This is a genomic window from Pseudomonas sp. BR20, from assembly GCF_050780135.1.
Classification (GTDB): Bacteria; Pseudomonadota; Gammaproteobacteria; order Pseudomonadales; family Pseudomonadaceae; genus Aquipseudomonas.
The window spans coordinates 3489145-3513608 of sequence record NZ_CP172012.1 but is presented as its reverse complement, the minus strand read 5'-3'; the positions used below and the strand labels follow the sequence as shown (position 1 = coordinate 3513608).

22 protein-coding genes and 3 pseudogenes are annotated in these 24464 nt (G+C 61.1%); 14 read left to right on the top strand and 11 right to left on the bottom strand.

The window, feature by feature from the left end; all coding sequences use genetic code 11:
- Positions 1 to 82 precede the first annotated feature (82 nt).
- The 11 genes and pseudogenes from ACHPFG_RS16235 (at position 83) to ACHPFG_RS16185 (ending at position 9975) form a co-directional block, all read left to right on the top strand.
- A complete protein-coding gene (locus ACHPFG_RS16235; protein ID WP_272954106.1) occupies positions 83 to 1153 on the top strand; it encodes a methyl-accepting chemotaxis protein in 1071 nt (356 codons plus the stop codon).
- Between the two features lie 13 nt (positions 1154 to 1166).
- Entirely contained in the window at positions 1167 to 1535 is a 369-nt protein-coding gene (locus tag ACHPFG_RS16230; RefSeq protein ID WP_027605685.1) for a response regulator, read from the top strand.
- A gap of 33 nt (positions 1536 to 1568) precedes the next feature.
- On the top strand, positions 1569 to 1886 hold the full coding sequence (locus ACHPFG_RS16225; RefSeq protein ID WP_131696443.1) for an STAS domain-containing protein: 318 nt from the start codon (positions 1569 to 1571) through the stop codon (positions 1884 to 1886).
- Between the two features lie 4 nt (positions 1887 to 1890).
- Entirely contained in the window at positions 1891 to 4035 is a 2145-nt protein-coding gene (locus tag ACHPFG_RS16220; RefSeq protein ID WP_431699783.1) for a chemotaxis protein CheA, read from the top strand.
- Positions 4032 to 5576, top strand: a pseudogene (locus ACHPFG_RS16215) (methyl-accepting chemotaxis protein); the annotation flags it as partial. The gene ACHPFG_RS16220 and the pseudogene ACHPFG_RS16215, both read left to right, overlap by 4 nt.
- A gap of 147 nt (positions 5577 to 5723) precedes the next feature.
- Positions 5724 to 6476, top strand: coding sequence for a methyl-accepting chemotaxis protein (locus ACHPFG_RS16210; protein WP_311772004.1), 753 nt, complete (start codon positions 5724 to 5726; stop codon positions 6474 to 6476).
- A gap of 3 nt (positions 6477 to 6479) precedes the next feature.
- Positions 6480 to 6992, top strand: coding sequence for a chemotaxis protein CheW (locus ACHPFG_RS16205; RefSeq protein WP_431699782.1), 513 nt, complete (start codon positions 6480 to 6482; stop codon positions 6990 to 6992).
- A 55-nt stretch (positions 6993 to 7047) separates the two neighbouring features.
- Positions 7048 to 7572: a chemotaxis protein CheW gene (locus ACHPFG_RS16200; RefSeq protein ID WP_431699781.1), complete on the top strand. Its 525-nt coding sequence runs from the start codon at positions 7048 to 7050 to the stop codon at positions 7570 to 7572.
- A 21-nt stretch (positions 7573 to 7593) separates the two neighbouring features.
- Positions 7594 to 8397, top strand: coding sequence for a CheR family methyltransferase (locus ACHPFG_RS16195; RefSeq protein ID WP_431699780.1), 804 nt, complete (start codon positions 7594 to 7596; stop codon positions 8395 to 8397).
- Positions 8390 to 8908, top strand: coding sequence for a chemotaxis protein CheD (locus tag ACHPFG_RS16190; protein ID WP_431699779.1), 519 nt, complete (start codon positions 8390 to 8392; stop codon positions 8906 to 8908). Before ACHPFG_RS16195 ends, ACHPFG_RS16190 begins: the two co-directional genes overlap by 8 nt.
- Positions 8905 to 9975 (top strand): protein-glutamate methylesterase/protein-glutamine glutaminase, encoded by a 1071-nt coding sequence (locus tag ACHPFG_RS16185; protein WP_131696437.1) that lies wholly within the window; start codon positions 8905 to 8907, stop codon positions 9973 to 9975. Before ACHPFG_RS16190 ends, ACHPFG_RS16185 begins: the two co-directional genes overlap by 4 nt.
- A gap of 30 nt (positions 9976 to 10005) precedes the next feature.
- Here the strand turns inward: ACHPFG_RS16185 and ACHPFG_RS16180 are convergent, their stop codons facing one another.
- From ACHPFG_RS16180 to oxdA, 8 genes and pseudogenes are all read right to left on the bottom strand, one after another.
- A complete protein-coding gene (locus ACHPFG_RS16180) occupies positions 10006 to 11646 on the bottom strand; it encodes an AMP-binding protein (RefSeq protein WP_431699778.1) in 1641 nt (546 codons plus the stop codon).
- A gap of 116 nt (positions 11647 to 11762) precedes the next feature.
- Positions 11763 to 12002, bottom strand: a pseudogene (locus ACHPFG_RS16175) (methyl-accepting chemotaxis protein); the annotation flags it as partial.
- 15 nt (positions 12003 to 12017) lie between these two features.
- Positions 12018 to 12695: pseudogene (locus ACHPFG_RS16170) on the bottom strand (PAS domain-containing protein); the annotation flags it as partial.
- A 355-nt stretch (positions 12696 to 13050) separates the two neighbouring features.
- Positions 13051 to 14310 carry a GTP-binding protein gene (locus ACHPFG_RS16165; RefSeq protein ID WP_431699777.1) on the bottom strand — a complete coding sequence of 420 codons (1260 nt, stop codon included), beginning with the start codon at positions 14308 to 14310 and terminating at the stop codon, positions 13051 to 13053.
- Positions 14307 to 14969, bottom strand: coding sequence for a nitrile hydratase subunit beta (gene nthB / locus ACHPFG_RS16160; protein WP_431699776.1), 663 nt, complete (start codon positions 14967 to 14969; stop codon positions 14307 to 14309). The genes ACHPFG_RS16165 and nthB overlap by 4 nt, the downstream gene beginning before the upstream one ends.
- A gap of 40 nt (positions 14970 to 15009) precedes the next feature.
- Positions 15010 to 15594, bottom strand: a complete 585-nt coding sequence (gene nthA / locus ACHPFG_RS16155; RefSeq protein ID WP_431699775.1) for a nitrile hydratase subunit alpha — start codon at positions 15592 to 15594, stop codon at positions 15010 to 15012.
- An 84-nt stretch (positions 15595 to 15678) separates the two neighbouring features.
- Positions 15679 to 17193, bottom strand: coding sequence for an amidase (locus tag ACHPFG_RS16150; RefSeq protein WP_167655304.1), 1515 nt, complete (start codon positions 17191 to 17193; stop codon positions 15679 to 15681).
- Positions 17194 to 17525: 332 nt separating this feature from the next.
- A complete protein-coding gene (oxdA, locus tag ACHPFG_RS16145; protein ID WP_431699774.1) occupies positions 17526 to 18584 on the bottom strand; it encodes an aliphatic aldoxime dehydratase in 1059 nt (352 codons plus the stop codon).
- A 241-nt stretch (positions 18585 to 18825) separates the two neighbouring features.
- Here oxdA and ACHPFG_RS16140 point away from each other — a divergent pair, with 241 nt between their 5' ends.
- Positions 18826 to 19761, top strand: a complete 936-nt coding sequence (locus ACHPFG_RS16140) for a helix-turn-helix domain-containing protein (RefSeq protein ID WP_431699773.1) — start codon at positions 18826 to 18828, stop codon at positions 19759 to 19761.
- 172 nt (positions 19762 to 19933) lie between these two features.
- On the opposite strand, the gene ACHPFG_RS16135 is transcribed toward ACHPFG_RS16140, so the two are convergent.
- On the bottom strand, positions 19934 to 20515 hold the full coding sequence (locus ACHPFG_RS16135; protein WP_431699772.1) for a helix-turn-helix domain-containing protein: 582 nt from the start codon (positions 20513 to 20515) through the stop codon (positions 19934 to 19936).
- Entirely contained in the window at positions 20512 to 20715 is a 204-nt protein-coding gene (locus tag ACHPFG_RS16130; protein WP_431703542.1) for a hypothetical protein, read from the bottom strand. Before ACHPFG_RS16130 ends, ACHPFG_RS16135 begins: the two co-directional genes overlap by 4 nt.
- Here ACHPFG_RS16130 and ACHPFG_RS16125 point away from each other — a divergent pair.
- Positions 20672 to 21565, top strand: coding sequence for a DMT family transporter (locus ACHPFG_RS16125; RefSeq protein ID WP_431699771.1), 894 nt, complete (start codon positions 20672 to 20674; stop codon positions 21563 to 21565). The two genes, ACHPFG_RS16130 and ACHPFG_RS16125, sit on opposite strands and share 44 nt — an antisense overlap.
- 228 nt (positions 21566 to 21793) lie before the next feature.
- On the top strand, positions 21794 to 23602 hold the full coding sequence (locus ACHPFG_RS16120) for an ABC transporter ATP-binding protein (RefSeq protein ID WP_431699770.1): 1809 nt from the start codon (positions 21794 to 21796) through the stop codon (positions 23600 to 23602).
- 52 nt (positions 23603 to 23654) lie between these two features.
- On the opposite strand, the gene ACHPFG_RS16115 is transcribed toward ACHPFG_RS16120, so the two are convergent.
- Positions 23655 to 24398, bottom strand: coding sequence for a GntR family transcriptional regulator (locus tag ACHPFG_RS16115; RefSeq protein ID WP_431699769.1), 744 nt, complete (start codon positions 24396 to 24398; stop codon positions 23655 to 23657).
- Between the last annotated feature and the right edge of the window lie 66 nt (positions 24399 to 24464).

The window sequence follows — 24464 nt, the reverse complement described above, 5'->3', positions numbered from 1 at the left end:
TCTGGCTCTGTTTCCCGTCGCCTCTGCGGGCCTGCTCGGCGGACTTGCGATTGCCTACAGCGAGCGCTTCAGCCTGGAGGCGATGGTGGCAGGGGCCGCGTTGTTTACGCTGTGTATTGGCATGGGCTTGTGGACGAACAAGCGGTACCAGGCACACTGCAATCGCCTTCAGCAACAACTTGATCAAGCGGCTTCGGTGCCGCCGACGCTGGCCGTCGATAACGGCTTGGCGCAAGTGTGCGTCAGCGTGCTGCCGATCTGGTCCCGGCAGATAGAAGCGGCTCGCTCGATCAGTGAAACGTCGATCCTCAAGCTCAGCGAACGTTTTGGCACGCTCTCCTCAAACATCAGCCACAGCGTGTCCAGCAACGGCGGCCAGGATGCCTCGCAACAATTGGTCGACTTGCTGGAAGTCGGCCAGCATGACCTCAATTCCATCGTCCTGGCTCTGCGTGCTGCGCTCTCCAATAAAGAGAATGAGCTCAAGGAAGTCATGCAACTCTCCGGGTTCACCGAGCAACTTCAGCAGATGGCCAAGTTTGTCGGCGACATCGCCAGTCAAACCAACCTGCTTGCCCTCAACGCGGCTATTGAAGCCGCGCGAGCCGGGGAGGCTGGACGAGGGTTTGCGGTGGTCGCCGATGAAGTGCGCAAGTTGTCGAGCATGTCCGGCGAGACCGGGCGCAAGATCAGCGAAACCGTGATCACCGTCAACGCCGCCATTGCCCGTACGGTGCAAATGTCCCGCCACCACGCCGAACAAGACACCCTGACCCTCGCCGATTCGGAGCGCGTGGTCTCGCAGGTCATCGAACATTTTCGCGCGACCGCCCAGACCATCGTGCGCAACAGCCATGACCTGCAGCAGCAGAGTGCCAACGTCGCCGACGAGATTGCCCAGGTGCTGGTTGCCCTGCAGTTCCAGGACCGCGTCAGCCAGATGTTGACCTTGATTACCCACGACCTGGACAAGTTGCAGCAGCAACTGGACGAGCGCAATGAGTTGAGCCTCAGCGGACATACCCTGGCGCCGATGACCAGCGACCGTTGGCTGCACGAGCTATCAACGGCTTACACCATGCCGGAGCAGCACGCCATTCATGACGGTAAACCGCATGCGAAGGCGGATGCCAACGAAATCACTTTCTTCTAGAGGAGCTTTTCCGATGAGCAAAACCATTCTGATCGTCGACGACTCGGCCTCCATCCGGCAAGTGGTCAGCATCACGCTCAAAGGCGCCGGTTACGACGTGATCGAAGGCTGTGATGGCAAAGACGCCCTGAGCAAATTGGATGGTCGCAAAATCCACCTGATTGTCAGTGATGTGAACATGCCCAACATGGATGGCCTCAGTTTCGTCAAGGCCGCCAAGCTGTTGCCGGCCTACAAGTTTACGCCGGTCATCATGCTGACCACCGAAGCCAGCGATGCGATGAAGCAGCAAGGCCAGGCTTCCGGCGCCAAGGCCTGGATGGTCAAGCCCTTCCAGCCGGCGCAAATGCTGACTGCCGTCTCCAAGTTGATCCTGCCATAGCGATGACCAGCGACCGCTGGCCAGGAGGTTTGCATGAAAAGCTCCGTCCCGATGCTGCGTCGAATCCAGGTCATGGAGGGCCCGCTGACGATCTATACGGCTGCCGAGCAAAAGGACGTGCTGTTGTCGTTGTTTCCACTGGCCCATGAAGTGGAGTTGGACCTGTCCAATGTCGATGAGCTGGACAGTGCCGGGTTGCAGCTGTTGATCCTCATCAAACGCGAGTCCCTCAAGGAGGGAACCCAGCTGTTGCTGAGCAACCCCAGCGCTACGGTGAGCGAAGCACTGCGCCTCAGCGGTCTTGACGACTACTTCACCAATGCCTGTTTCACCCAGTCGGTCGGAGCGTAATCGTATGGCCCAGCCCATGAACATGGATGATGTGCTGCAGACTTTCATTGCCGAAAGTCGCGAGCTTCTGTTGCAAATGGAAGATGCGCTGCTGCAGATCGAGAAGTCGCCGCAGGACCTGGACACCATCAACGGCCTGTTCCGCGTGGCCCACACTATCAAAGGCTCGGCCGGCTTGTTTGGCTTGATGCCGATCGTTGAGTTCACCCATGTCGCCGAAAGCGTGCTGGACCGGGTGCGCAGCCTGGAGGTGCGCGTCGATGAGGCGCTGAGTGCGTTGTTTCTCGACGCCCGCGACCATATCGGCCAATTGATCGACCTGCTGGCGGCGGATGGCAACCTGGACCGCTTGGATGAACCGTTGCGGGCTCAGGGTCAATCGCTCATTGAGCGGCTGTCGCTGTATCTGGAGGCGGCGGTCTCGACACCAGCGCCGGCCCTGCAAGCGACGTCGCCGGCGGATGAGCAGGGCGGCAGTCCCGGCCATTGGCATTTGTCCCTGCGCTTTGGCCCGGATGTGTTGCGCAATGGCATGGACCCCTTGGCGTTCCTGCGTTACCTGAGCACGCTGGGGCGTTTGCTGCACACCGTTACCTTGTTCGATGGCTTGCCACCCCTGGCCGCCATGGACGCGGAAACCAACTACCTGGGGTTTGAACTCGCACTGGCCAGCGACGCCCCCCTTGAGGTGATCGACGGCGCCTTTGATTTTGTCCGCGAGGACGCGCTCGTGCAGATCCTCGCACCACACGCCACGGTGCAGGCATGTCGCGCCCATCTCGACGCACTACCCGAAGACAATGCCGGGCTGCTCGAGCTGTTGGTGCGTTGCGGCACACTGAGCGAGGCCCAGGCCTTGCTCGTGACCCAGGACGCTGAGCCCGCACCGGTCGAGACGCGCAGTGAGCCTGATGCCCAGGATCCGACGACGCCGTTGATCAAGGCCGGCAAGGCTGCGGCGAGCAACGAAGCCAGCCTGATTCGGGTCGATGCCGCCAAGCTGGACCAACTGATCAACCTGGTCGGTGAGCTGATCATCGCCGGTGCCGGCGCCAACCTGGTGGCGGTGCGCAGCGGCATCGGCGAGATGATCGAAGCCACCAGCCTGTTATCGCGATTGGTCGAGGAAGTACGCGACTCGGCACTGACCCTGCGCATGGTGCAGATCGGCGCGACCTTCACGCGCTTCCAGCGTGTGGTGCGGGACGTCTCCAAAGAGTTGGGCAAGGACATTGTGCTGCACATCGGCGGCGGTGAGACCGAGCTGGACAAGACCGTCGTCGAACGGATCGGCGACCCGCTGACCCATTTGGTGCGCAATGCCATGGACCACGGCATCGAACCTGCCTCGACGCGCCTCCAGCGTGGCAAGCCCGCCCAGGGCACGGTACGCCTGAACGCCTATCACGAATCCGGCAGCATCGTGATCGAGGTGTCCGACGACGGCGGCGGCCTGGCCAAGGACAAGATCCTGGCCAAGGCCCGTGAGCGCGGCTTGGTGGGAGAGGGCCAGCAGCCGTCGGACAAAGACATTCTGAATTTGATCTTCGAGCCGGGATTCTCCACCGCCGACCAGGTCAGCAACCTGTCCGGGCGTGGCGTGGGCATGGACGTCGTGAAACGCAATATCACGGCGTTGCGCGGCAGCGTCAGCCTCGAGAGCGAACTGGGGCAGGGCACCACTGTGCGGATCCGCCTGCCGCTGACGCTGGCAATCATTGATGGCTTTCTGATCGGAGTGGGCAAGGCTTCCTATGTCATTCCGCTGAATATGGTCGAGGAGTGCATCGAGCTGGCGCCTCAGGCGGGAGCCGAAACCGATTACCTGGACCTGCGCGGGGATGTGCTGCCGATCCTGCGGTTAAGGGACCTGTTTGATGTGCAAGAGCCCGGAGGCAACCGCGAGAACGTGGTCGTCGTGCAATACGCAGGCCTGCGGGCCGGCCTGGTGGTAGATCGCTTGCAGGGGGAGTTTCAAACCGTGATCAAACCACTCGGCAAAGTGTTTGGTGACGCCCATGGGCTGGGCGGGTTCACGATCCTCGGCAGCGGAACCGTCGCCCTGATTCTGGACATACCCAATTTGCTGGGACGTATTGCCAAGGAAGCCACCCACCGTTCGATCCCCAATTCTTTATCGACTCAATGAAGCGTCATCAGGAGTGCCTCGCCATGACCGTTATCAGAAACATCATGTTGTTGGTTTTCACGGCAATGCTGGGTGTCGTCGTGTTGGGTGGCACCAGCCTGTATCTGGCTGGTGAAATCAATACGAGCGCCAGCTATGCCAACGTCAATACCGTGCCCAGCCTGCTGGAAATCGACCGTGCCGCAACAGCGTTCACCGACCTTCACGCCTTGCAATGGCAGCGCTTGAACGATCCCGGAAAAAATCTGGTCCCCAGTTACGCGGACAGCGTGGCACAGGACTTCAGTGTGGTTGGCAAAGCCCTGGATCGCTATCAGGCCGAGTTGACCTCCGACGAGCATGACGCGTCGCTGTTGAAACAACTGCGAAGCCGCTTGGGCGAGTTCGCCACCTTGCAAACACGTTTCGACAAGCTTATCGACGACGGTGATCAAGCGTCGGCCCGCACATTGCTTGAAGCGAGCCAGCCTTTGCAGACCGCCGTGATCGCCGGCATCAGCGATCTGCGCGAATACAATCTGGAGCAGGGCCGCAAAGGCCAATTGTTCGCCACCGCCACCGAGAAGAACGCGCGCTACATCATCCTGTTGGTCAGCGGCCTGACCTTGTTGGCGACCTTGCTGATCGGTGCGCTGCTGGGGCGTAGCCTGATGCGCCAGCTGGGCGCCGAGCCCTCGGTGGTTCGTGCTTTCGCTGCGCGTCTGTCCGCCGGCGAGCTGAATGCCAAGGCGACGCTCAAGCAGGGCGACACCACCAGCCTGATGGCGAGCATGCAACAGTTGGGCGCGAACCTGCACGCGTTGATCGTGGAGATGGACCGTATGTCCAGTGAACACGACAAGGGCGAGATCGACGCACAGATCGATGCCGGCCGCTTTCATGGCAGTTACCGCTCCATGGCCCAGGGCATCAACGATATGGTCAACGGCCACATCGCGGTGAAGAAAAAAGCCATGGCCTGCATACGCTCCTTTGGAAACGGTGATCTGTCTGCCCCCCTGGAACAATTTCCCGGCAAAAAAGCCTTTATCAACGAAAACATCGAGCTGTTGCGCACCAACATCCTGGCGCTGATCAACGAAATGCAGCACATGTCCAGTGAGCATGAAAAAGGTGACATTGACGTGATGATCGACGCCGGGCGCTTCTCGGGCTCGTACCGTGACATCGGTCAAGGTATCAATGACATGGTCAACGGCCATATCAGCGTGAAGAAAAAAGCCATGGCCTGTATTCGCGCGTTCGGCGAGGGTGATTTGTCCGCTCCGCTGGAGCAGTTCCCCGGCAAAAAGGCCTTTATCAACGAAAACATCGAGCAACTGCGCGCCAATATCCTGGCCCTTGTCGAGGACACCAGCCAGATCAGTGACAGTGCGCTGATCGGCAAGCTGGACACCCGGCCTGACGTGGCCCGGCACCAGGGGGATTTCCGCCGCATCATCCAGGGGATCAATGGTTCTCTGGACGCAATCATCGTACCGATTACCGAGGCCATGGAGGTGTTGTCGGCGATGTCCGGTGGCGACCTGACTCGCACTATTACCGGTGACTACCAAGGCAAGTTCCTCGAGCTGAAGAACTCGGTCAACGACACGGTGGAAAAACTCTCGGAAATCATCGGCGAAGTGCGCGGGTCAGCGGACTCGCTGTCGAGTGCCTCGGAAGAGATCTCCGCCACCGCCCAAAGCATGGCCCAGTCGGCTTCCGAGCAAGCGGCATCGGTCGAACAGACCTCGTCGTCGATGGAGCAAATGTCGGCGTCCATTTCCCAGAACACCGAAAATGCCAAGGTCACCGACGGCATGGCGGGCAAAGCCAACAAGGAAGCGTCGGAAGGCGGTCGTGCCGTGAAGGACACCGTGGCGGCGATGAAAACCATCGCCGAAAAAATCGGCATCGTCGATTCCATCGCCTACCAGACCAACTTGCTGGCGCTCAACGCAGCGATCGAAGCGGCACGGGCCGGCGAGCACGGCAAAGGCTTCGCGGTGGTCGCGGCCGAAGTACGCAAACTGGCGGAGCGCAGCCAGATCGCCGCGCAGGAAATCAGTGAAGTGGCCAAGAACAGCGTGGCCTTGGCCGAGCGGGCGGGCAACTTGCTGGACGAGATAGTGCCTTCGATTGCCAAGACCTCCGACCTGGTGCAGGAAATTGCGGCTGCCTCGGAAGAGCAATCCATCGGTTCCGAGCAAATCAACAGCGCAATGTCGCAGATGAGCCAACTGACCCAGCAAAACGCGTCGGCCTCCGAGGAGCTGGCGGCGACGGCCGAGGAAATGAGTGGCCAGGCCGAGCAGCTGCAGGAACTCATGGGGTTTTTCACCGTGCAAAGCAAACGTGCCGGACGCAATGTCTCGACGCCCCAGATCAGCCGCGCGATGTCCACGCAGGACCATGACAGTCGCTCCTTGGACGGCGGTTTCGTCCGCTTTGGGAGTTGACCCATGGGCACCTCAGCGGTCATGCAGGGCGCTGTCGAACCTGCGCCACCAGTGGATGAACCGTTGCAGTACCTGACCTTCCTGGCGGCTCAGGAGATGTACGCGGTCAATACCCTGAGTGTTCGTGAAATCATCGAATACAACCAGGTGACCACCGTACCGATGATGCCGGCATTCCTGCGGGGGGTCATCAATCTGCGCGGCTCAGTGGTGCCGGTCGTGGACCTCAAGGCACGCTTTGACAAGGGGACGACGGAACTGGGCAGTCGGACCTGCATCGTCATCCTTGAGGCCGCGAAGGAGGGCGAATCCCAGGTCCTGGGGGTGGTGGTGGATTCGGTCAGCGAAGTCATCGAGATACTCGACATTGATATCAAGCCCGCACCGGCGTTCGGCAATCATATTCGCACCGACTTCATCCGGGGGATGACCAAGGTGCGAGGCGAGTTCGTCACGCTCCTGCAGATCGAGCATGTGCTGTGTGTCGATGAGATGGCCGGCCTGATGTCTGTTTGACGAGCACAGCAGCGCCTGCGGGCGTGACTGGAACGTATTTGATCCGAGGTGAATCATGGCCCTACCCATCGACAGTCCAGGCAATGCCACAGTCTCGAGCCCGAGCCAGTACCTAACCTTTGTGCTGGGGGAGGAGATGTTTGCCGTGGGCACGCTCAACGTCCGGGAAATCATCGAATACGGGCCGATCACCAGCGTGCCGTTGCTGCCTCCCAGCATACGCGGGGTGATTAATCTGCGTGGCGCTGCGGTCCCCGTGCTCGACCTGGGGGTGCGCTTTCGCGGCGAACGCACGGTGCAGACCCCAAGGACCTGCTTTGTGATCATCGAGGTACAGGCCAATGCCCAGCGCAAACCGGTGGGCATCATCGTCGATGCGGTCAGCGAGGTACTGGAGATCGCCGATCAGGATATAGAGCCTTCGTTGAATTTCGGTACCGATGTGAGGGCCGATTTTTTACTGGGTATCGGCAAGCTGGAAAGCGGTTTTGTGCTGTTACTGGACATCGGTCGCGTGTTGTCCCTGGAACAGGTCGATGCGCTGGCCAACCTTGAGTCTTCGCTACCTTCGATCGCCTGAGTGTGCTGTGGGAATGTCCTTATGAACGTGATCCTTTCTGACGCCGAGTTCGCGCAGTTTCGTGACCTCATTTATCAAATCGCGGGCATCAGCCTGTCCGATGCCAAAAAACAGTTGGTGAGCACTCGCCTGGCCAAGCGCTTGCAGGTGCTCATGCTCAACACTTACGGCGCTTACTACAGGGTGTTGATGAAGGACAGCGCGGAGTTGCAGGTGGCGGTGGATCTGCTGACGACCAACGAAACCTACTTTTTTCGTGAGCCCAAGCATTTTGATTTCCTGCGTGATGTAGCGTTGCCCGAACTGCGTGGCAGCGGACCGGTACGCATATGGAGTGGCGCGTGCTCGACCGGTGAAGAACCCTATACCCTGGCGATGGTCCTGGCTGACAACCTCGCCGGCCGGCCCTGGGAGATTGTCGCATCGGACATCAGTAGCCGGGTGTTGGACAAAGCCCGCCTTGGGCGTTATCCCCTCGACGGCACACGTGGCATCCCTGAGGCGCTGCTGAACAAGTATTGCCTCAAGGGCGTGGGTGCCAACCATGGTTGTTTCATGGTCGACCCGGCGCTGGCGGCAAGGATCACTTTCCAGTCGATCAATCTGAATAACCCGCTGCCGAAACTGGGGATGTTTGATGTGATCTTCCTGCGCAACGTGATGATCTATTTTGACAACGACACCAAAGTGCAAGTGGTCAAGCGACTGATCAGCCACCTCAAGCCGGGCGGGTACTTTCTGGTCAGCCATTCGGAGAGCCTCAACGGCATTACCGACCAGCTGCGACTGGTCAAGCCTTCCATCTACCGGAGGCCACATGCCTGACAGCCGACCGTCCAACGAGGTGTTCCTGAATCCTGGCGATTGGTTTTTCGGCTCGGGTGCGATTCGCCTACGTACGGTGCTGGGGTCGTGTGTTGCCTTGGTGTTCTGGCATCCCCGGCGCTTGCTGGGGGGCATGTGTCACTACCTGCTGCCACAGCGTGCCGTGGCCAAACCCGGCGTCCTGGATGGTCGCTACGGCAATGAGGCGCTTGAATTGTTGCTCGCTCGAATACAGTCGATCAAGGCCCGGCCTGCGGAGTTCAGGATCAGCGTATTTGGCGGCGGGAACATGTTTCCTGGGTTTGTGCGCTCGGACAACGATTACGTCGGCCAGCGCAATGTCGAGCAGGCCATGCGCCTGCTCGATCTGCATCATTTGCAGTGTCAACACTTTCATGTGGAAGGCGTGGGTTATCGGACCATTGTGTTCGATCTCACCAGCGGCGAAATAGAACTCAACTACCTGGCCTTGCGAACCCCTAGCAGCCCTCATGGAGAGCGTGCGACATGAGCCTTATCAAAGTGCTGATCATTGATGATTCCGCCGTAGTGCGTCAGGTGCTGACGGCGACCCTGGGGCAAGACCCCGCTATTGAGGTGATCGGCGCGGCGGCAGACCCGGTGTTTGCCATGGACAAGATGAACAAGCAATGGCCGGATGTGATTGTGTTGGACGTCGAGATGCCACGGATGGATGGCATTACGTTCCTGAAGAAGTTGATGGCCGAACGCCCCACGCCCGTGGTCATCTGCTCCACGTTGACCGAAAAGGGCGCGGCCACGACCATGCAGGCCCTGGCGGCCGGCGCGGTCAGTATTGTGACCAAGCCACAACTCAACCTGCGTCAGTTTCTGACCGACAGTTCTGATGAATTGGCGGGCGCCGTCAAGGCCGCTGCGCGGGCCAACATGAAGCGTATGGTGCCGTCCAGTGAACGGGTACCGGCAAGGCTGACGGCCGACGTCATATTGCCCGCGGGTACCCAGGCGATGGCGCGCACCACCGAGAACATTGTCGCCATTGGTACGTCCACGGGCGGCACCCAAGCCCTGGAGTTGGTGTTGACCGCCTTGCCCAGGGTTTGCCCGGGAATCGTGATCGTGCAGCACATGCCCGAACACTTCACCGCTGCGTTTGCCGAGCGCCTCAATCGACTGTGCGAGATCGAGGTCAGGGAGGCGAAGAACGGTGACCGGGTTATCCCCGGTTGCGCGCTGATTGCCCCCGGTGGGCGGCACATGGTGCTCAAGCGCAGCGGCGCCCAATACCAAGTGGAAATTGTCGACGGACCTCCGGTCAGCCGCCATCGACCTTCGGTTGATGTGCTGTTTCGTTCGGTTGCCCGCAGTGCCGGGAGTAACGCGTTGGGGATCATCATGACGGGGATGGGCGACGATGGCGCCCGCGGCCTGAAGGAAATGCACGACAACGGTGCCCGGACCCTGGGCCAGGATGAAGAGTCCTGTGTGGTGTATGGCATGCCCAAGGAGGCGTTCAAGCTGGGTGCCGTGGAGCGTGAGTTGCCCCTTGAGCAGATCTCGGCGGCGATTCTGCAATCCATGCATCAGCGCCGCTGACTGTTCAGCCTGGGCATAACGGCCACGCTTTCATGCATCGAGCGCCTGCTGCCGGGCAATTTCCTGATTGCGCAGAATGAAGCGCTGTAACTTGCCACTGGGGGTCTTGGGGAGCTGGTCGACGAACTCCACTTCCCGGGGATAAGCATGCGCGGCCAGGCGTTGCCGCACATGCAGGCGCAGTACTTCGGCCAGCTCGGCACTCGGCTGGTACTGGCTGCCGAGTACGACAAAGGCTTTGATCAGCTCGGTGCGCTGCGGGTCGGGCTTGCCGATCACCGCCGCTTCGATCACCGCCGGGTGTTCGATCAGCGCGCTCTCGACGTCGAACGGCCCGACGCGGTAGCCGGACGTGGTGATCACATCATCGTTGCGGCCAACGAAGCTGATACTGCCGTCGTCATTCAGTTCCACACTGTCGCCGCTGAGGTAATAGCGGCCCACAAAGGCCCGAGTGGGCATACCCAGGTAGCCGTCGAACCAGCAAAGGGGCGAGCGCTCGCGATCCACCGCCAGGACGCCCGGCTGACCCGCCGGCAATTCCCGATGCACCTCATCCAGCACGACGATGCGGTAGCCGGGCACCGCATAACCCGCCGAGCCCTCACGGACCGGGTGACGCAAACCATGGTGATTGCACAACACCATGCCGATCTCCGTCTGGCCGTAATGGTCGTGAATGGTCACGCCGAGTTGTTCGGCAAACCAACGGATCACGTGTGGGTTGAGCGGCTCGCCGGCACTGCTGACGGCACGCAGGCGGCCGCGCACGGCGCCGGCGAACGCTGCGCCTTCGGCAATCAACAGGCGATAAGCCGTGGGTGAGCCGGCCAGATGGGTGATTGCGTACTTGGCAATGACTCGGCACGTACTCTCCACCGTGAAAGGGCCGTTGTAGAACAGTGTGGCATGACCACACGCCAGCGGGCCGGTCACTGCGTAATACAGGCCATAGGCCCAGCCGGGATCGGCCAGGTTCCAGAAGCGGTCGTCCTCACGCAGGCCAATCGAATCGCGCATATAGCCCTTGAAGGCCAGCATGGCGCGCAGCGGCACTTCCAGCGGCTTGGCCGGCCCCGTGGTACCCGATGTGCACATGAGCAGGAACGGCGCGTCGGCGTCCAGCAGCACCGGTTCGCATTCGGCGCTTTGGCAATCCAGGGTGCTCCAGAACGGGTAATCGCTTGGGTTTTGCGGGCAGTCGCCGGTGATGACGACGCTTGGGCAGTTGGCAATCTCATCCAGCTTGGGACGGTTTTGGGAATCCGTTACGATCCAGCGCGCGTTGGAGCAGCCCAATCGTTGCTCGATCGCCTTGGGACCAAATGCGGTGAAGAGCGGTTGATAGACAGCGCCCACCCGCCAGGTCCCCAAGATGGCAATCAGCAGTTCAACCGTGCGTGGCATCAGGCCGGCAACGCGGTCGCCCGGTTTTACCCCTTGCTCGCGCAAAAAATGACCGAAGCGTGCAGCGCTGGCCTGCAACTGGCTGAATGTGTATTGCGTGGCGCTGCCATCCTGCGCTTCGCAATACAACGCCACGGCGTCGTCGTGGGCGTGTCGGTCGCAGCATTCGACGCAGGCGTTCAGGGCAGCGAGGTCGCCGTGCAAAGCCCGTTCGGCGGTCTGCTGGTAATTGAAGGATGTGGCCACAGCTTGATAATCACGCATAACGATACCTGGTTCTTATTGTTGGGTGTGTACTGCCAATAGTTGCGTTGCCCACGACTTGCCCATTGAACGACGACGCGTCGCTGAGGGGGCTAGCTGTCCATCATGTCGGCCGCTTGCTGGGTCGCCTGGCTGGTGCGGGTCGCCAGCTTGCGAACTTCATCGGCGACCACCGCGAACCCGCGTCCGGCTTCGCCAGCGCGGGCGGCCTCAATGGCAGCGTTCAATGCCAACAGGTTGGTCTGGCTGGCGATGCCCTGGATGGTGGCGACAATGTGCGTCAGCTTGCGCAGGGTCTCCTGCATCACTCGGTGCTGGTGTTCCTGAGCCTCACGCAGGGTGTTTTCTTCATGGTGGGCATGGATATCGGTGATGGCGCCCACCACTCTTTGCGGGGAACCGTCCTCTGCGCGGCGCGTTTGCCCACGGCCGCGAAACCAGCGGTAATTGCCACTGCTGTGCTTGAGCCGATAATCGACATCAAAGGGTGTTTTTCCGCTGCGGTCTTCGACGTGGGCGACAAACGCCGCGATTGCCCGCGCGCTGTCGTCTGGATGCAGGCGTGAGGTCCAGCTTTCCAATGTATTGGGAAATTCCTCAACCGTGGTGTAACCCAGCAGTCGCCGCATTTGCGAAGACCACCAGATGGTGTTTTTCGGGTTCGCCGGATCACCCGCCACCACCTCAATGTCCCAGAGCCCGTCATGGAGCATTTCACGGGAAATCTCGAAGCGTGTGGCCGCCAGTTCGAGTGACTCTTCGTGCAGGCGCTGTTCATGAATGTCACGCAGGTTTCCGCCGATGGCGACCGGTACGCCTTGCGCATCGCGGCGCGCGACTCCGCTGATCCTGCACCAGCGATAGTCACCGTCTGATGCAAGGGCCATGCGTACGTCCAGCGTAAAGGGGGTTCGCCCGCTGCGATCAGCCAGGTGCCGGGCAAGCGCGTCAAGATGGCGTTGCCGGTCCGTCGCGTGCAGTTGCTCGCTCCAGCGGCCAAGTAGATCAATACCTTGGGTCGGGATCGACGCGGACCCTGTCCACCTCATGGGCCACTCCGGCGCGGGTGCAGCAACACCTGTCGGTTCCAGTTCCCAAAACAGTTCACCTGCGCCTTGAGCGATAAGTGCCCAGCGAGCCTCCCGTTCCTGCAGAAGCGCGTCGCGGCGGGCCAGGTGCTCGGCCAATTGGGTGGCTTCCAATGCCAGCGCGTGTGTCTGTGCTTTCAGTGCTCGCCGCTCTTGCAGCAATGTCTCGACGCCCGCCAGGATGCGTCGCAATAACGGGTTGCTCGACGACAGCGGTGTACTTGCCTGGTCAGGCTCATCCAGTCTGTCGGCAAGCGGAGCCAATACCCAGCGGTTGGTTCGGCTGAAAAAGAGCATGGGCCACCTCTATCTCGGATCAAATGGGGTCAATCGCCATGGGCTGTGTGGGTATGCGGACAAGGGCCCGTTGGTCAAAGGCTGTCGCCCCTGGCAGCGCTTGCCAGGCCAGGGGGCCGGCGGTGATTTCCCGCGCGCTCAGCAGGCAGTGGTCGAGCTCGCGCTGTAACACGTCGGTGTCGAGCCCCTGGCCGATAAACACCAACTCCTGCCGGCAGTCGCCGACCACGCTGTCCCATTTGGCCATGATGCTCTGCAGCCGATATTCATCCTGGGGCCATTGCGACGGCTCGATGAAGTTCCACCAGTGCCCGACATAGTCCCACTGGAACCGCTTGCCGCTTTGCACCAGCAGGCCGGTTTCCAGGTGGCGGCTGGCGAGCCAGAAGTAACCTTTACTGCGCAGCAACCGCCCGTTGCACCAGGGCCGCTCGAGAAAGTCGAGCAACCGTTGCGGGTGGAAAGGCGCGCGCTCGCGGTACACCCAGGACGTCACGCCGTAGGTGTCCGACTCGGAGACCGCCGCGTCTGCCGCTTGCATTTTCTGCATCCATCCCGGCGATGCGGCAAGGCTGGGTAAATCAAACAGATGGGTGCCAAGGAGGCTGGCTAACGGGACGTTACCGTGGGCCATCGGCAGGATCCGCGCAGTCGGGTTGAGGCTCGTGAGGATCGCCTGCACGGCCTGGTAGCGCGCCGCATCGATCAGGTCCAGCTTGTTGACGAGAATAACGTTGGCGTACTCCACCTGTTCGATCAGCAGATCGGCCAGATGGCGCTTGGGCGCGTCCGGCGTTGCGTCCTCCCGGTCAACGGTGTCCGGTGATTCGAGCAGTTCCTGGAAACGACTGCCATCGACCACCGTTACCAAGGTATCCAGCCGCGCCAGTTCGCTGAGACTGAAGCCCTCAGCGTCAAGGAAGGCGAACGTCTCCGCGACCGGCATCGGCTCGGAGATCCCCGTGGATTCAATCAGCAGGTAATCGAAACGCTGCTGGCGTGCGAGCATACTGATCTGCTCGAGCAAGTCGGCGCGCAGGGTGCAGCAGATGCAACCGTTGCTCATCTCGATCAGCTCATCGCGACCCCGGTGCAGCGCAACATCGCGCTGCACCTCTTCGGCATCGATATTGACTTCGCTCATGTCATTGACGATGACGGCCACGCGCAGGCCTTCGCGATTGCGCAGGATATGGTTGAGCAGGGTGGTTTTGCCGGCGCCGAGGAAGCCCGAAAGGACCGTCACCGGCAGTCGGCTTGCCTGGGCGCCGTCTGTCATGGGTTCACCGCGCCCGCGCCGGCGGCCTTGTCCAGGTAGCTTTCGAACAGGTCGACCACCACAAAACCCTCATCGGCCGCATCCCCCCACAAGTCTTTCACGGCAAACTCGACGTGGTAGGTGGGTTGATGGGCGGCGCTTACATCGCCATGGCCAATCGCGTCCGGGAACGGCCATTTCTCTGACGTCCGGTGCAGGACCACGCCTTCCTTGCCGCGCACGTAGGCGGGCATGCGGATGTGTCCGGTCACATATTCGTCTCGCACGATCACCCGATCTCCCACCTCGAAGGGCGGCCGCCCCGTGATCGCCGCGCGGCCCTCGGCATGGGCGGGATTCGCCAGCTTGAAGTGGGAGCCCAAGGCCTGATCAAGCTCAGCCTGGGTGATCACGCCGGTTTCGACCAGCAGGGTGGCGGTCGCGATGACGTAGCGTTCGTAGTACTGGGTGCCGACATGCTGGCGCACATCCAGGCGTTCGACGGCGTGACGCACTTCGTCCACGCTGAACTTTTTCAAGTGGTCGGCACCGATGAACATCAAGCTGTAGGCCAGATGCTCCCAGTCCTGCTTGAACACCTGTTTGTAGCTCAGGCTATTGATGGTGTGAGGGACTTTTCCAAAACCTTGGAAACCGCCGAGATCGTGAAAGCCATCCATAATCAAAACTCCGGGAGTGAACGATGATGAGGTGTTGTTTTCAGCCCACGCGGGGCAGGGCGACGCCAATCAGCACGTCTTTGGTCACCAGCGTTCGAAGCTGCTCTTCGCTCATGTGTTCTGAACCTTCAGGCCTGACCGGCACGACCAGGTAGCGGCTTTCGGCGCTGGTATCCCAGACCTTGACCACCATGTCCCGCGGCAACTCCGTTCCCAGTTCGCGCAGTACCGTACGCCCCTCCCGGACCAGGCGTGCGCGAAACTCGAAACCCTTGTACCACTCCGGTGGCAGGCCGAGGACCGGCCAGTTGGTGCAGGAGCACAGGCTGCAGACAATCACGTTCTTCAGCGTCGGCGTATCCTCCAGGGCGACGATGTATTCGCCCTGGGGGCCGGTGTAGCCGAACTGGGCGCACGCAGCGGTGCCGTCCTTGAGCAACAGTGCCCGGAACTGCGGATCGACCCATGCCTTGGCCACCACACGGGCGCCGTTCTCGGGGCTCCATCCGTGCTCCATCAATTGCGTGAGCTGCTCGACATAGCCCTCCGGGATGAGTTCCTTGCTCTTGAGGACTTGAAACAATGCCCAGGCTCTTTCGCCGGGCGTTGAAGTAGCTGTACTCATGGGGTTATTCCTATCAGTCAACACGGGGGTAAAGTCATTGGATTTCTTATTGTTCTTCGGGCGCCGGCGACGCCCGTAGACGGCTCAGAGCGTGCGCCAGTCCACGGATGCTTCAAACGCCGCCGCAGCCTGGTAAAGGGTGCCTTCGGCATAGTGTTTGGCGACGAGCATCAGCCCGACGGGCAGGCCGTCTACCCGCCCGCACGGAATCGACATGGCGGGATGCCCGGTGATGTCCTGTGGCGCGGTGTTGCCGATCATTTCCAGTGCGCGCGCCACGTACTCAGTGATCGAGCAATCGGCCGGTGGGTGGGGTTGGGCGATGATCGGCGTGGTCGGCATCACCAGCAGGTCGTAGGTCTGGAGTGCCTTGTCATAGCCCTGTCGGGCAAAGCGCGCGAGGTTTTGCGCTTTGGCGTAATAACGCCCGTTGTAGTGGGTGAGTCCGTATTGACCGACGAACATGCACAGCTTGAGCGACGCGGATAATTGGTCGGCCTGTTCGCGCCAGCCGGCCTGTTTGTCCAGCAGGCCGACATCGTAGAGGCCTTTCCAGTTAAAGCCCGCGCCGTTGCCATGCATCATCTGCATGGTCAACCCTTCGCAGCCGATGGGGTGCCACAACGACCCTGCCAGGTTGTGCTCGGGAACGGACACCGGCTCGACATGCGCGCCCAACGCCTCGAGACGGGCGATGGCGTCACGCACTTTCTCGGCGACGCGAGGATCCTGGTTGGCAAGCGCAAACCCCTCTTGCAACACGCCGATCCTGAGCCCGCGCACACCCCTCGCCAGGTAGCTCTGATAGTCATCGACCTGCGGCGAGGCCTGGCGTGGGTCAAGCCCATCCGCGCCGGCCATGGCTTGCAGCATCAGCGCGTTGTCGCGCACGTTGGCGGTGATGGGGCCGACATGATCGATCGTGGCTTCAATCGCCATGACCCCGGAGTAGGGCACCAGGCCGTGGGTCGGCTTCATGCCATAGGTGCCGCAGAAGGACGACGGGATTCGGATGGACCCGCCTTGATCACCGCCAACGGCCATGTCCACCTCTCCGGCTGCGACCAACGCCGCACTGCCCGAGGAAGAACCGCCGGCGGCGTAACCGTGACGATGGGGGTTGTGCACGGGGGCCGGATCAGAAGTGTGGCTGCCGCCGGACAAACAGTAATGCTCACAGGTGGCCTTGCCCAGGATCGTCACCCCGGCATCCAGCAGACGCGTGACCACGGTGGCGTCGAATGACGGTACGAAACCGGCCAGCGGCGCCGCGCCGTTCATCATCGGCACACCCGCCAGGGAAATGTTGTCTTTCAACGCGACGGTTTTGCCGGCCAGCAGGCCCTCACGGGCACCGTTCACTTCAGCCCGGCAGTACCAGGCGTTCAGCGGGTTTTCCTTGTCCGAGGGCCGATAGCCCGAACTGCGTTCGTAGCGTATGGGCGGAACGAAATCAGGCAGTTCGTCGACCAGGTCGTAGGCATCGAAACTCGGTTGCATCAGGTCCAGATACTGCGCTGCCTGTTCAGGCGTCAGCTGCATGTGCAACTGGGTGGCGAGGTCCTGCAGTTGATCAAGCGTGGGACGAATAATGGCCATGATTTTCCTTGATTTCATCGGTGATCGGTGGGAAGACGTGAGGCTGTTCAAACACTTCCTGCACCTTCGGGGTCGGATCATTCCGGGTGGCAATGGAGAACAAATTAGGCCTGTTTTGCCACGGCGGCTTGGTTGAACAGGACACTCGTTTGGCTGAAAAGGACAGCTCATCCCGGTGCCACTTCAAGGGCTTGGCTTTTGACAAACGGCAGCATTCCCAGCACGACTCGACGAGACTTCATGGTCAAATGCCTGTCAAAAAGTGGCCCCGACCTCATGCGCTAGAGATGAGGGCCAAAAAATAATCGGGACGAAGGGGGCGGTGCCGGGTGTCAGCTTTGCGCGACACCTGCATCACGCAACATGCCGGTCTGCGGGTGGCAGTTGATGTACTCGAACAGCTGGCTCTTGGCGTCCGAGACCGACACTTCGTGGTACAGCCGCAACTTCACCAGGCCGGCCGCCACGCGGAAGAAGGTGACGAAGATGCGCAGGTGGGTGGGATGGGATTCCGCCCAGCGTTCCAGTTTCTCGACCGAACGCCAGTGGCCGATGTTGTAGCTCATGTCGAGGAAGTTGCCGTCGAGGTCGATGTTGCGTACGAATCGATTGCTGTAGCAGCCCAGGGGCGCCCCGTTATCGCGCAGGAAATCCATGCCGTCCTGCAACGTCGGCAGGATTTCGTCGAGGTACAGTGAACGCTCGTCAGCCTCGGCGTCTGCCCAATCCTGGCCGGAGCGTATCAGCGCGATGTTGTCATGGCCCATGACGATGACGCGGCCACCTTTGGCCGGGTCGCCCAGCACCACCTTCAGTTCGCCCGTGGGGCTCATCCAGTCCGTCTGGGACGCCGGGAAACGATCGCGCATCGAGCCCCAGTAACCGTGCTCTTCGATCTCGCCGCTGGTCGTGTCCATGATCGCGCCCACCCCCGGCAACTGCTTCTGGAAGGCGTAGAGGGTTTCGAATTGCTCGGCACGCGGCGCGGTGATTTCGCGAAAATAACCCAGGCCGTCGTTCAGGCGATCCGGCGATGCCCACCAGTCATTGACGGGCGGTGATCGCAACCAGCGGTAATAGGCTGCGGCGTCCTTCCAGTAGCCGACGATCATCAGGTTGTCGTAGCCACTGTTGTCCGTGTGATGGGTCAAGTCGTGGGTCTGCGGGCCGTCGGGCAGGCTGAAGCTGCCGACGATGTCGCGCATGGCCTTAAGGGCGCGCGCACGCTGCGCCTCACCGCGAAACTGCACGCCCAGGTAGGCCATCACCACTTGCTTCAAGTGTTCGTCGGCGCGGCCGACCCACATAGGGAAGGGCGGCTGGTAGTCCTCGGGCACACGGCGGGACAACGTCCGTGGGCATCTAAGGTGTTTGTCGATCGCAGATTCCATGGGCGGCTCCTTGTTTTTTTCAGGTTCAGGCGTAGCGGGCTGGACAGGCCGTGAGGTCATAGTCAGGCATGTGCGAACCGCCTCGCTTTGTTCGCCAGGACAACCGTTTGGTTGGAAAAGACAGGCGCCGGACGCCAGGGCTCAGGAGCGATAAAGGGGGCTGGGCGTGGTCTGAATTTTGCTTTCCAGGATCGACCGGCAGCGTGTCGCTGCTTCAAGTCGTTGCATTAAGGTGAGTGCCATGGCTCAGAACAATCACTATTCCACCCTTGCCGTTTCGCAACCGCGTCGCTTCGATTACTGGAAAGAAGTGGTGTGTCGCCATTGTCTTATGGCTGACAGCAAACCCTCGACCCAGAGCGATTTCAACGGAACGCTCCAGGTCTCCGGTGTGGGGGCGTTGGATGTCTCCAGGCTGTCGTCCCCGCTGCATCATTGGGTCCGTTCCGAGCGGCATTTACGCAGTGGCCCCGCAGAAGACCTGTGGCTGGGCTTCACCCTCAATGGGTATGGCGAAATTGAGCAAGAGGGGCGCAAGGCCACACTGGGGGCCGGTAATTTGTTCCTTTATGACGCAACCCGACCGTTCCGATTCAGCCTGGGGGGGAGCGAAAACCACTTGATGCGCATCCCTCGGCAGTTACTGACTGAGCGGTTGCCGCGTGTGGCGGAATGCACCGCAATGGTGCTGGATGACCGCCGCCCCGGCGTGGTGCCGTTGCGCGAGATGCTGCGCCAGATGGCGAATACTCCCGTGCTTCTGGAGGATGGAGGCATTTGCAATCGTTACTCCAACACGATAATCGACCTGCTCGTGATCAGCCTGGAACTCCAGGACCTGAAGACGACTCATCAGGAGCTGGATCTTTATGCGCGGATAATGACCTACATCCAGCACCACTTGAGCGAGCGAGAACTGTCGATCGAACTGATCGCCCAAGCCCACCACGTGTCCACCCGAACGGTGACCCGTGCATTCGCCCGTCATCAGAAAAGCCCGGTCGCAGAGATCTGGAAAGAACGGCTGAATGCCAGTCGGGCGGCCATCGAGTGCGGCCAGGTGCGTAGCGTTTCCCAAGCCGCACTGGACTTCGGTTTTTCCGATTTCTCCCACTTCAGTCATGCTTTTCGCAAGGCGTTTGGGGTTGCGCCGCACACGCTCTTGACGCGCAACTGACGGGGCCCCAAAAAAAGGCGGGGGTTATTGGCGTCCTGCTCGATAAAATTGACGAGATGAAAGGGTTAAGTTGCTAGCGATCCCCCTGCCGATTCAAGCCCGAGTCGCGACCGACGCAGCCTCGCCGGGGCTCGGCAGCTACGGATTTGACAGGCGTCAAGGTGCTCCCACTTCAGGAATGCTCGATCACCATCACCGCCGTGGTGTCCGCCTCAAGTGCCTCGAACACATGAGGCACATTCGCCAAGTAGCTGATGTAGTCGCCGGCGTTGAGCAACACCGGGCCACTCGCCGGGCCGATACGTGCACTGCCACTGCACAGCACCACATGCTCTACGGTGCCCTGCGGGTGAGGCTGAGACAGACGAACTTCGCCGGGCTGCACCTTGAGTCGGTAGATGTCGCGCTGTACGCCGGCCGGGCAATCGGCAAGCAGTGTCGCTGCGTAATGGGCCGTCTCGGCATAGGCGGTCATGCCCTCGTTAGCGCGAATCACCCGCAGGGCCTGCCGGGGTTGTTCGAAGAACCGGGTGACTTGCAAGCCCATGGCCATCGCCAGCGACCACAAGGTTTCGATGCTGGGGTTGCCGATGCCCGACTCCAATTGAGACAAGGTCGACTTCGCTACCCCGGCGCGCTTCGCCAGCTCGGTCAAGGAAAGCCCGGCGGCCAGGCGCTCGCGCTTGATTGACAGCGCCAGCAGATCGATTCGACTCGGATTATTTCCCGGTAGGGTGTTCGTTATATCGGTCATTTGTTTTCTAAATCATCCTTTAATGGGTTGACGCTCTGGGGGGGTGTGTTCAGTATATCGGCCATTAGTTCATTATAAAGTTGTATTTGCCAGCCTATTTCCCCGCGAACGGTGGCTTGGGCCATGGTGATGTCGATAGCAAGGAAGCCGTGAGTGATGAAGTCGAAAACCCGTGGGACGCTCGAAATGATCTCGGCCATGGCCATCTCCGGCACAGTCGGCTGGTTCGTCGTCATGTCGGGGCAGAGCCCGGAGGCGGTGGTGTTCTGGCGTTGCCTGTTCGGCGCCCTGGCGATGCTGGTCGCGTACCTGGTGCCGGGGGGGCTGCGCAGCGCGCGGATCGCTGCCCGGCCATTCATTCTGGTGTGCCTGGGCGGGGTGGCGCTGATCCTCAACTGGGTGCTGCTGTTCGGTGCCTACACACATGCCTCTATCGCCATTGCCACGGTGGTCTACCACGTTCAGCCGTTCATGCTGGTCGGCCTGGGTGCGCTGTTTTTTGCCGAACGCCTCAGTGTCGCCAAGGTCGGCTGGCTGCTGTTGGCCTTCGCCGGGCTGATGCTGATCGTGTCCGCCAAGGGCCATGGGCAGGCCACCGGCGCCGACTACCTGCTGGGCGTCTGCCTGGCCCTGGCTTCGGCCTTTTTCTACGCCGTGGCGGCGGCGATCACCAAGCGTCTCAAGGATTTTCCCGCGCACCTGATCGTGCTGATCCAGATGGTGGTCGGCGTGCTGGTGCTGACACCGTTCGTGGACTTCACTGGGGGCGAAACGCTCAAGGGCGCCTGGACTTACCTGATTATTATCGGGGTGGTCCATACCGGGCTGATGTCGACCCTGCTGTACAGCGCCATCCAGAAAATCCCCACGGCACTGGTCGGGGCACTGTCGTTCATCTATCCGATTGTCGCCATCCTGGTCGACTGGGTAGCCTTCGCCCATCCCCTCAGCACCCTGCAGGTGATGGGCGCAGGCGCGATCCTGCTGGCGGCGGCGGGCATGAATTTTGGCTGGTCGCTGGGCCGCGCGGGGCGTCAGGACGTGACGTAAGGTCGGGCGCCCAACCGCCATCGAGTCAAAAGACGTCACGCCAAGCACTGGCGGCGACGCGCCTGGGAAGAACATCCATGAATACTCGTGGTTCCGGTGTCACGGCCTGTCATAATCCGGGGGGGGGCGCGCCTGGATCCGGAAGCGAGTGGCGCAGTGACCCACCCATATCCATGGCTCTCGGCAGTCCGGCCCGCTTTCACAACCCTCAAGGAGTTCGTGCCATTCATGGTGCTGTTCAATCGATTGAGCGCGTTTTCGACCCAGGCGCGCAGGGCACTGGGACTGGTGTGGGAAACCTCACGGCCACTGTTCACGGGGCTGTTGCTGGCGACGATTGTCGCCGGACTGCTGCCCGCACTGGCCGCCTGGATTGGACAGCGCATTGTTGATGGCGTGGTCCACGCCATGCAGGTTCATGCGGCCGGCAGCCAGGCCCCCGTGTGGCCGGTGATGCGCTACGTGCTGGCCGAGGCCGGTGTGCTGGCGTTGTTGGCGGCGGCGCAACGGGCGCTGTCGATGCAGCAGTCGCTGTTGCGGGTGAAGCTGGGCGTGAAGGTCAACCTGATGGTCCTGGAGAAAGCCCAGACCCTTTCGCTGCTGCAATTTGAAGACGCTGAGTTCTACGACAAGTTGGTGCGGGTGCGCCAGGGTGCTTCGACGCGCCCGCTGAGCCTGGTGACCAAAGGACTGGGGTTGGTGCAGAACCTCATTTCGCTGGTCAGCTTTGCTGTCCTGTTGGTGCACTTTTCGCCGTGGGCCCTGTTGATTCTGGTGGTCGGTGCGTTGCCGGTGTTCTTCGCCGAGACGCATTTTTCCGGCAATGCGTTCCGCTTGTTCCACCGGCGTGCACCGGAGACGCGTCAGCAGAACTACCTGGAATCCTTGCTCTCCCACGAGTCCCATGCCAAGGAGGTCAAGCTGTTTGGCCTGGCACCGCTGTTCCTCCAGCGCTATCGCGACAACGCCCAGCGTTTGTATACCGAGGACCGCCAATTGACGCTGCGCCGCGATGCCTGGGGCTTCGCATTGGGCCTGCTGGGCACCGCAGCGTTTTACCTGGCCTACGCCTGGGTGGTACTCGACACCGTGCGTGGCCAGACGAGCCTGGGCCAGATGACCATGTACATCGTGCTGTTCAAGCAGGGGCAAGCCGCAATCACCGCCAGCCTCAGCGCCATTGCCGGGCTGTACGACGACAGCCTGTTTCTCTCGGACCTGTATGAATACCTTGAAACCCCCGTGATCACCCCGCGCGGCCGACTCACCCAAGGGGCGCGCCCTGGCGATGGCCTGCGCTGCGAGCAGGTGGGTTTCACCTACCCCGGTGCTGAATCTGCCGCGCTGCGCAATATCAACCTGCACTTGGCTCCGGGGAAAAGCCTGGCGCTGGTGGGTGAAAATGGCTCCGGCAAAACCAGCCTGATCAAACTGCTGACCCGTCTGTATGCCCCGGATGAAGGCCGCATACTGCTGGATGGCAGCGACCTGCAGGAGTGGGACGAACACACCCTGCGCCAGCGCATCGGCGTTATTTTCCAGGACTACATCCGCTACCAGATGACCGTCGGCGAAAACCTGGGGGTGGGTGACGTCGACGCCCTGGACGACCAGGTACGCTGGCGCAGCGCTGCCACTCAAGGCGTGGCGGCCGATTTTATCGAGCGCCTGAGTCATACCTATTCAACCCAGCTGGGACGCTGGTTCGGAGGTCAGGAACTGTCCGGTGGGCAGTGGCAGAAAGTCGCCTTGTCGCGGGCGTACATGCGTCAGGATGCCGATCTGCTGATCCTCGATGAACCCACCGCCGCGCTGGATGCCGGGGCTGAGGCTGCGGTGTTCGAGCACTTTCGCGAGCATGCCAAGGGCCGCATGACCCTGTTGATTTCCCACCGTTTTTCCAGTGTGCGCAGTGCGGATCACATTATTGTGTTGGAACGCGGGCAGATTCTGGAGGAGGGCAGCCATAGCCAGCTGATGGCTGCGGGTGGACGTTATGCCGAGCTGTTCGACGTTCAGGCGCGGGGTTATCGCTAGGAAACCCACCGCCGCGTATCTTCCGATCCCTTCAAGCGACGTGTGCGGATCTCTATTTGGCAGGGCCGGATTTGAACACGCCGCTGAGCACAAACGCATAGCGTTCCGGGCGGATAAAGAAGGTGGTGCGGTCGCAGCAGCGCCCGTCGGCAAAGTAAGAGCTGCGCTCCATCACCAGCAGCGCGGTGCCGCGTTTGACGTGCAGGGTGTTGGCCAGGCTGGTATCGGCCGTTTGCGCACGAATGGTCAGGTCGGCACGGGTGACGGCCATGCCGGTGATCGACTCCAGGATCGAATAGATCGGTTGATGCTCGACGTCCGTCCAGACCACGCTGGCCAATTCGGCGGGTAGATGACTGCGGCCCAGGGCGATGGGTTCGTCATCCACGAAATGCAGGCGCTCCAGCAGCAGGCAATCGGGGCCGCCTTCAAACAATTCCCTCAAGGCTTCCGGAACCGGCTGCAGCGTGTGGCTGATCACCTGCATGGTCGGTTTGAGCCCTTGCAATAACAAGGCTTCATGGAAACTGCGCAACGCATCCAGGCCATGCCGAACCTGTTTCGCGGCGACGAACGTGCCCTTGCCTTGCTTGCGCTCCACCACGCCGTCGTCGCTTAGCTTGCCCACCGCCAGGCGCACCGTGACGCGACTCACGCCAAAGCGTTCGCCCAGTTCGGCTTCTGACGGCAGTTTGCCGGTGGGTTCGAAATCGCCGCGCTGAATCTCTTCCAGCAAACGATGGGCGATCTGTTCGTAGAGCGAGGTGGTGCTGTCGCGCAGAATGGACGTGGACACGGTCGGCTTCCAGGATCCTCGGAGTGGGGCGGTGCGCCTTCACTTCTAAGGTTATAAAAATAGGTT

Bases quoted from the DNA above. Each gene is read 5' to 3' on its own strand.
- ACHPFG_RS16195 (WP_431699780.1), top strand. From the start codon at position 7,594: ATGAACGTGATCCTTTCTGACGCCGAGTTCGCGCAGTTTCGTGACCTC.
- ACHPFG_RS16210 (WP_311772004.1), top strand. From the start codon at position 5,724: ATGGCCCAGTCGGCTTCCGAGCAAGCGGCATCGGTCGAACAGACCTCG.
- ACHPFG_RS16165 (WP_431699777.1), bottom strand. From the start codon at position 14,310: ATGACAGACGGCGCCCAGGCAAGCCGACTGCCGGTGACGGTCCTTTCG.
- nthA (WP_431699775.1), bottom strand. From the start codon at position 15,594: ATGAGTACAGCTACTTCAACGCCCGGCGAAAGAGCCTGGGCATTGTTT.
- ACHPFG_RS16230 (WP_027605685.1), top strand. From the start codon at position 1,167: ATGAGCAAAACCATTCTGATCGTCGACGACTCGGCCTCCATCCGGCAA.
- ACHPFG_RS16130 (WP_431703542.1), bottom strand. From the start codon at position 20,715: ATGGCCGAGATCATTTCGAGCGTCCCACGGGTTTTCGACTTCATCACT.
- ACHPFG_RS16220 (WP_431699783.1), top strand. From the start codon at position 1,891: ATGGCCCAGCCCATGAACATGGATGATGTGCTGCAGACTTTCATTGCC.
- ACHPFG_RS16225 (WP_131696443.1), top strand. From the start codon at position 1,569: ATGAAAAGCTCCGTCCCGATGCTGCGTCGAATCCAGGTCATGGAGGGC.
- ACHPFG_RS16235 (WP_272954106.1), top strand. From the start codon at position 83: ATGGTGGCAGGGGCCGCGTTGTTTACGCTGTGTATTGGCATGGGCTTG.
- ACHPFG_RS16140 (WP_431699773.1), top strand. From the start codon at position 18,826: ATGGCTCAGAACAATCACTATTCCACCCTTGCCGTTTCGCAACCGCGT.
- ACHPFG_RS16150 (WP_167655304.1), bottom strand. From the start codon at position 17,193: ATGGCCATTATTCGTCCCACGCTTGATCAACTGCAGGACCTCGCCACC.
- ACHPFG_RS16180 (WP_431699778.1), bottom strand. From the start codon at position 11,646: ATGCGTGATTATCAAGCTGTGGCCACATCCTTCAATTACCAGCAGACC.
- ACHPFG_RS16185 (WP_131696437.1), top strand. From the start codon at position 8,905: ATGAGCCTTATCAAAGTGCTGATCATTGATGATTCCGCCGTAGTGCGT.
- ACHPFG_RS16120 (WP_431699770.1), top strand. From the start codon at position 21,794: ATGGTGCTGTTCAATCGATTGAGCGCGTTTTCGACCCAGGCGCGCAGG.
- ACHPFG_RS16205 (WP_431699782.1), top strand. From the start codon at position 6,480: ATGGGCACCTCAGCGGTCATGCAGGGCGCTGTCGAACCTGCGCCACCA.
- ACHPFG_RS16125 (WP_431699771.1), top strand. From the start codon at position 20,672: ATGAAGTCGAAAACCCGTGGGACGCTCGAAATGATCTCGGCCATGGCC.
- nthB (WP_431699776.1), bottom strand. From the start codon at position 14,969: ATGGATGGCTTTCACGATCTCGGCGGTTTCCAAGGTTTTGGAAAAGTC.
- ACHPFG_RS16190 (WP_431699779.1), top strand. From the start codon at position 8,390: ATGCCTGACAGCCGACCGTCCAACGAGGTGTTCCTGAATCCTGGCGAT.
- ACHPFG_RS16200 (WP_431699781.1), top strand. From the start codon at position 7,048: ATGGCCCTACCCATCGACAGTCCAGGCAATGCCACAGTCTCGAGCCCG.
- ACHPFG_RS16135 (WP_431699772.1), bottom strand. From the start codon at position 20,515: ATGACCGATATAACGAACACCCTACCGGGAAATAATCCGAGTCGAATC.
- oxdA (WP_431699774.1), bottom strand. From the start codon at position 18,584: ATGGAATCTGCGATCGACAAACACCTTAGATGCCCACGGACGTTGTCC.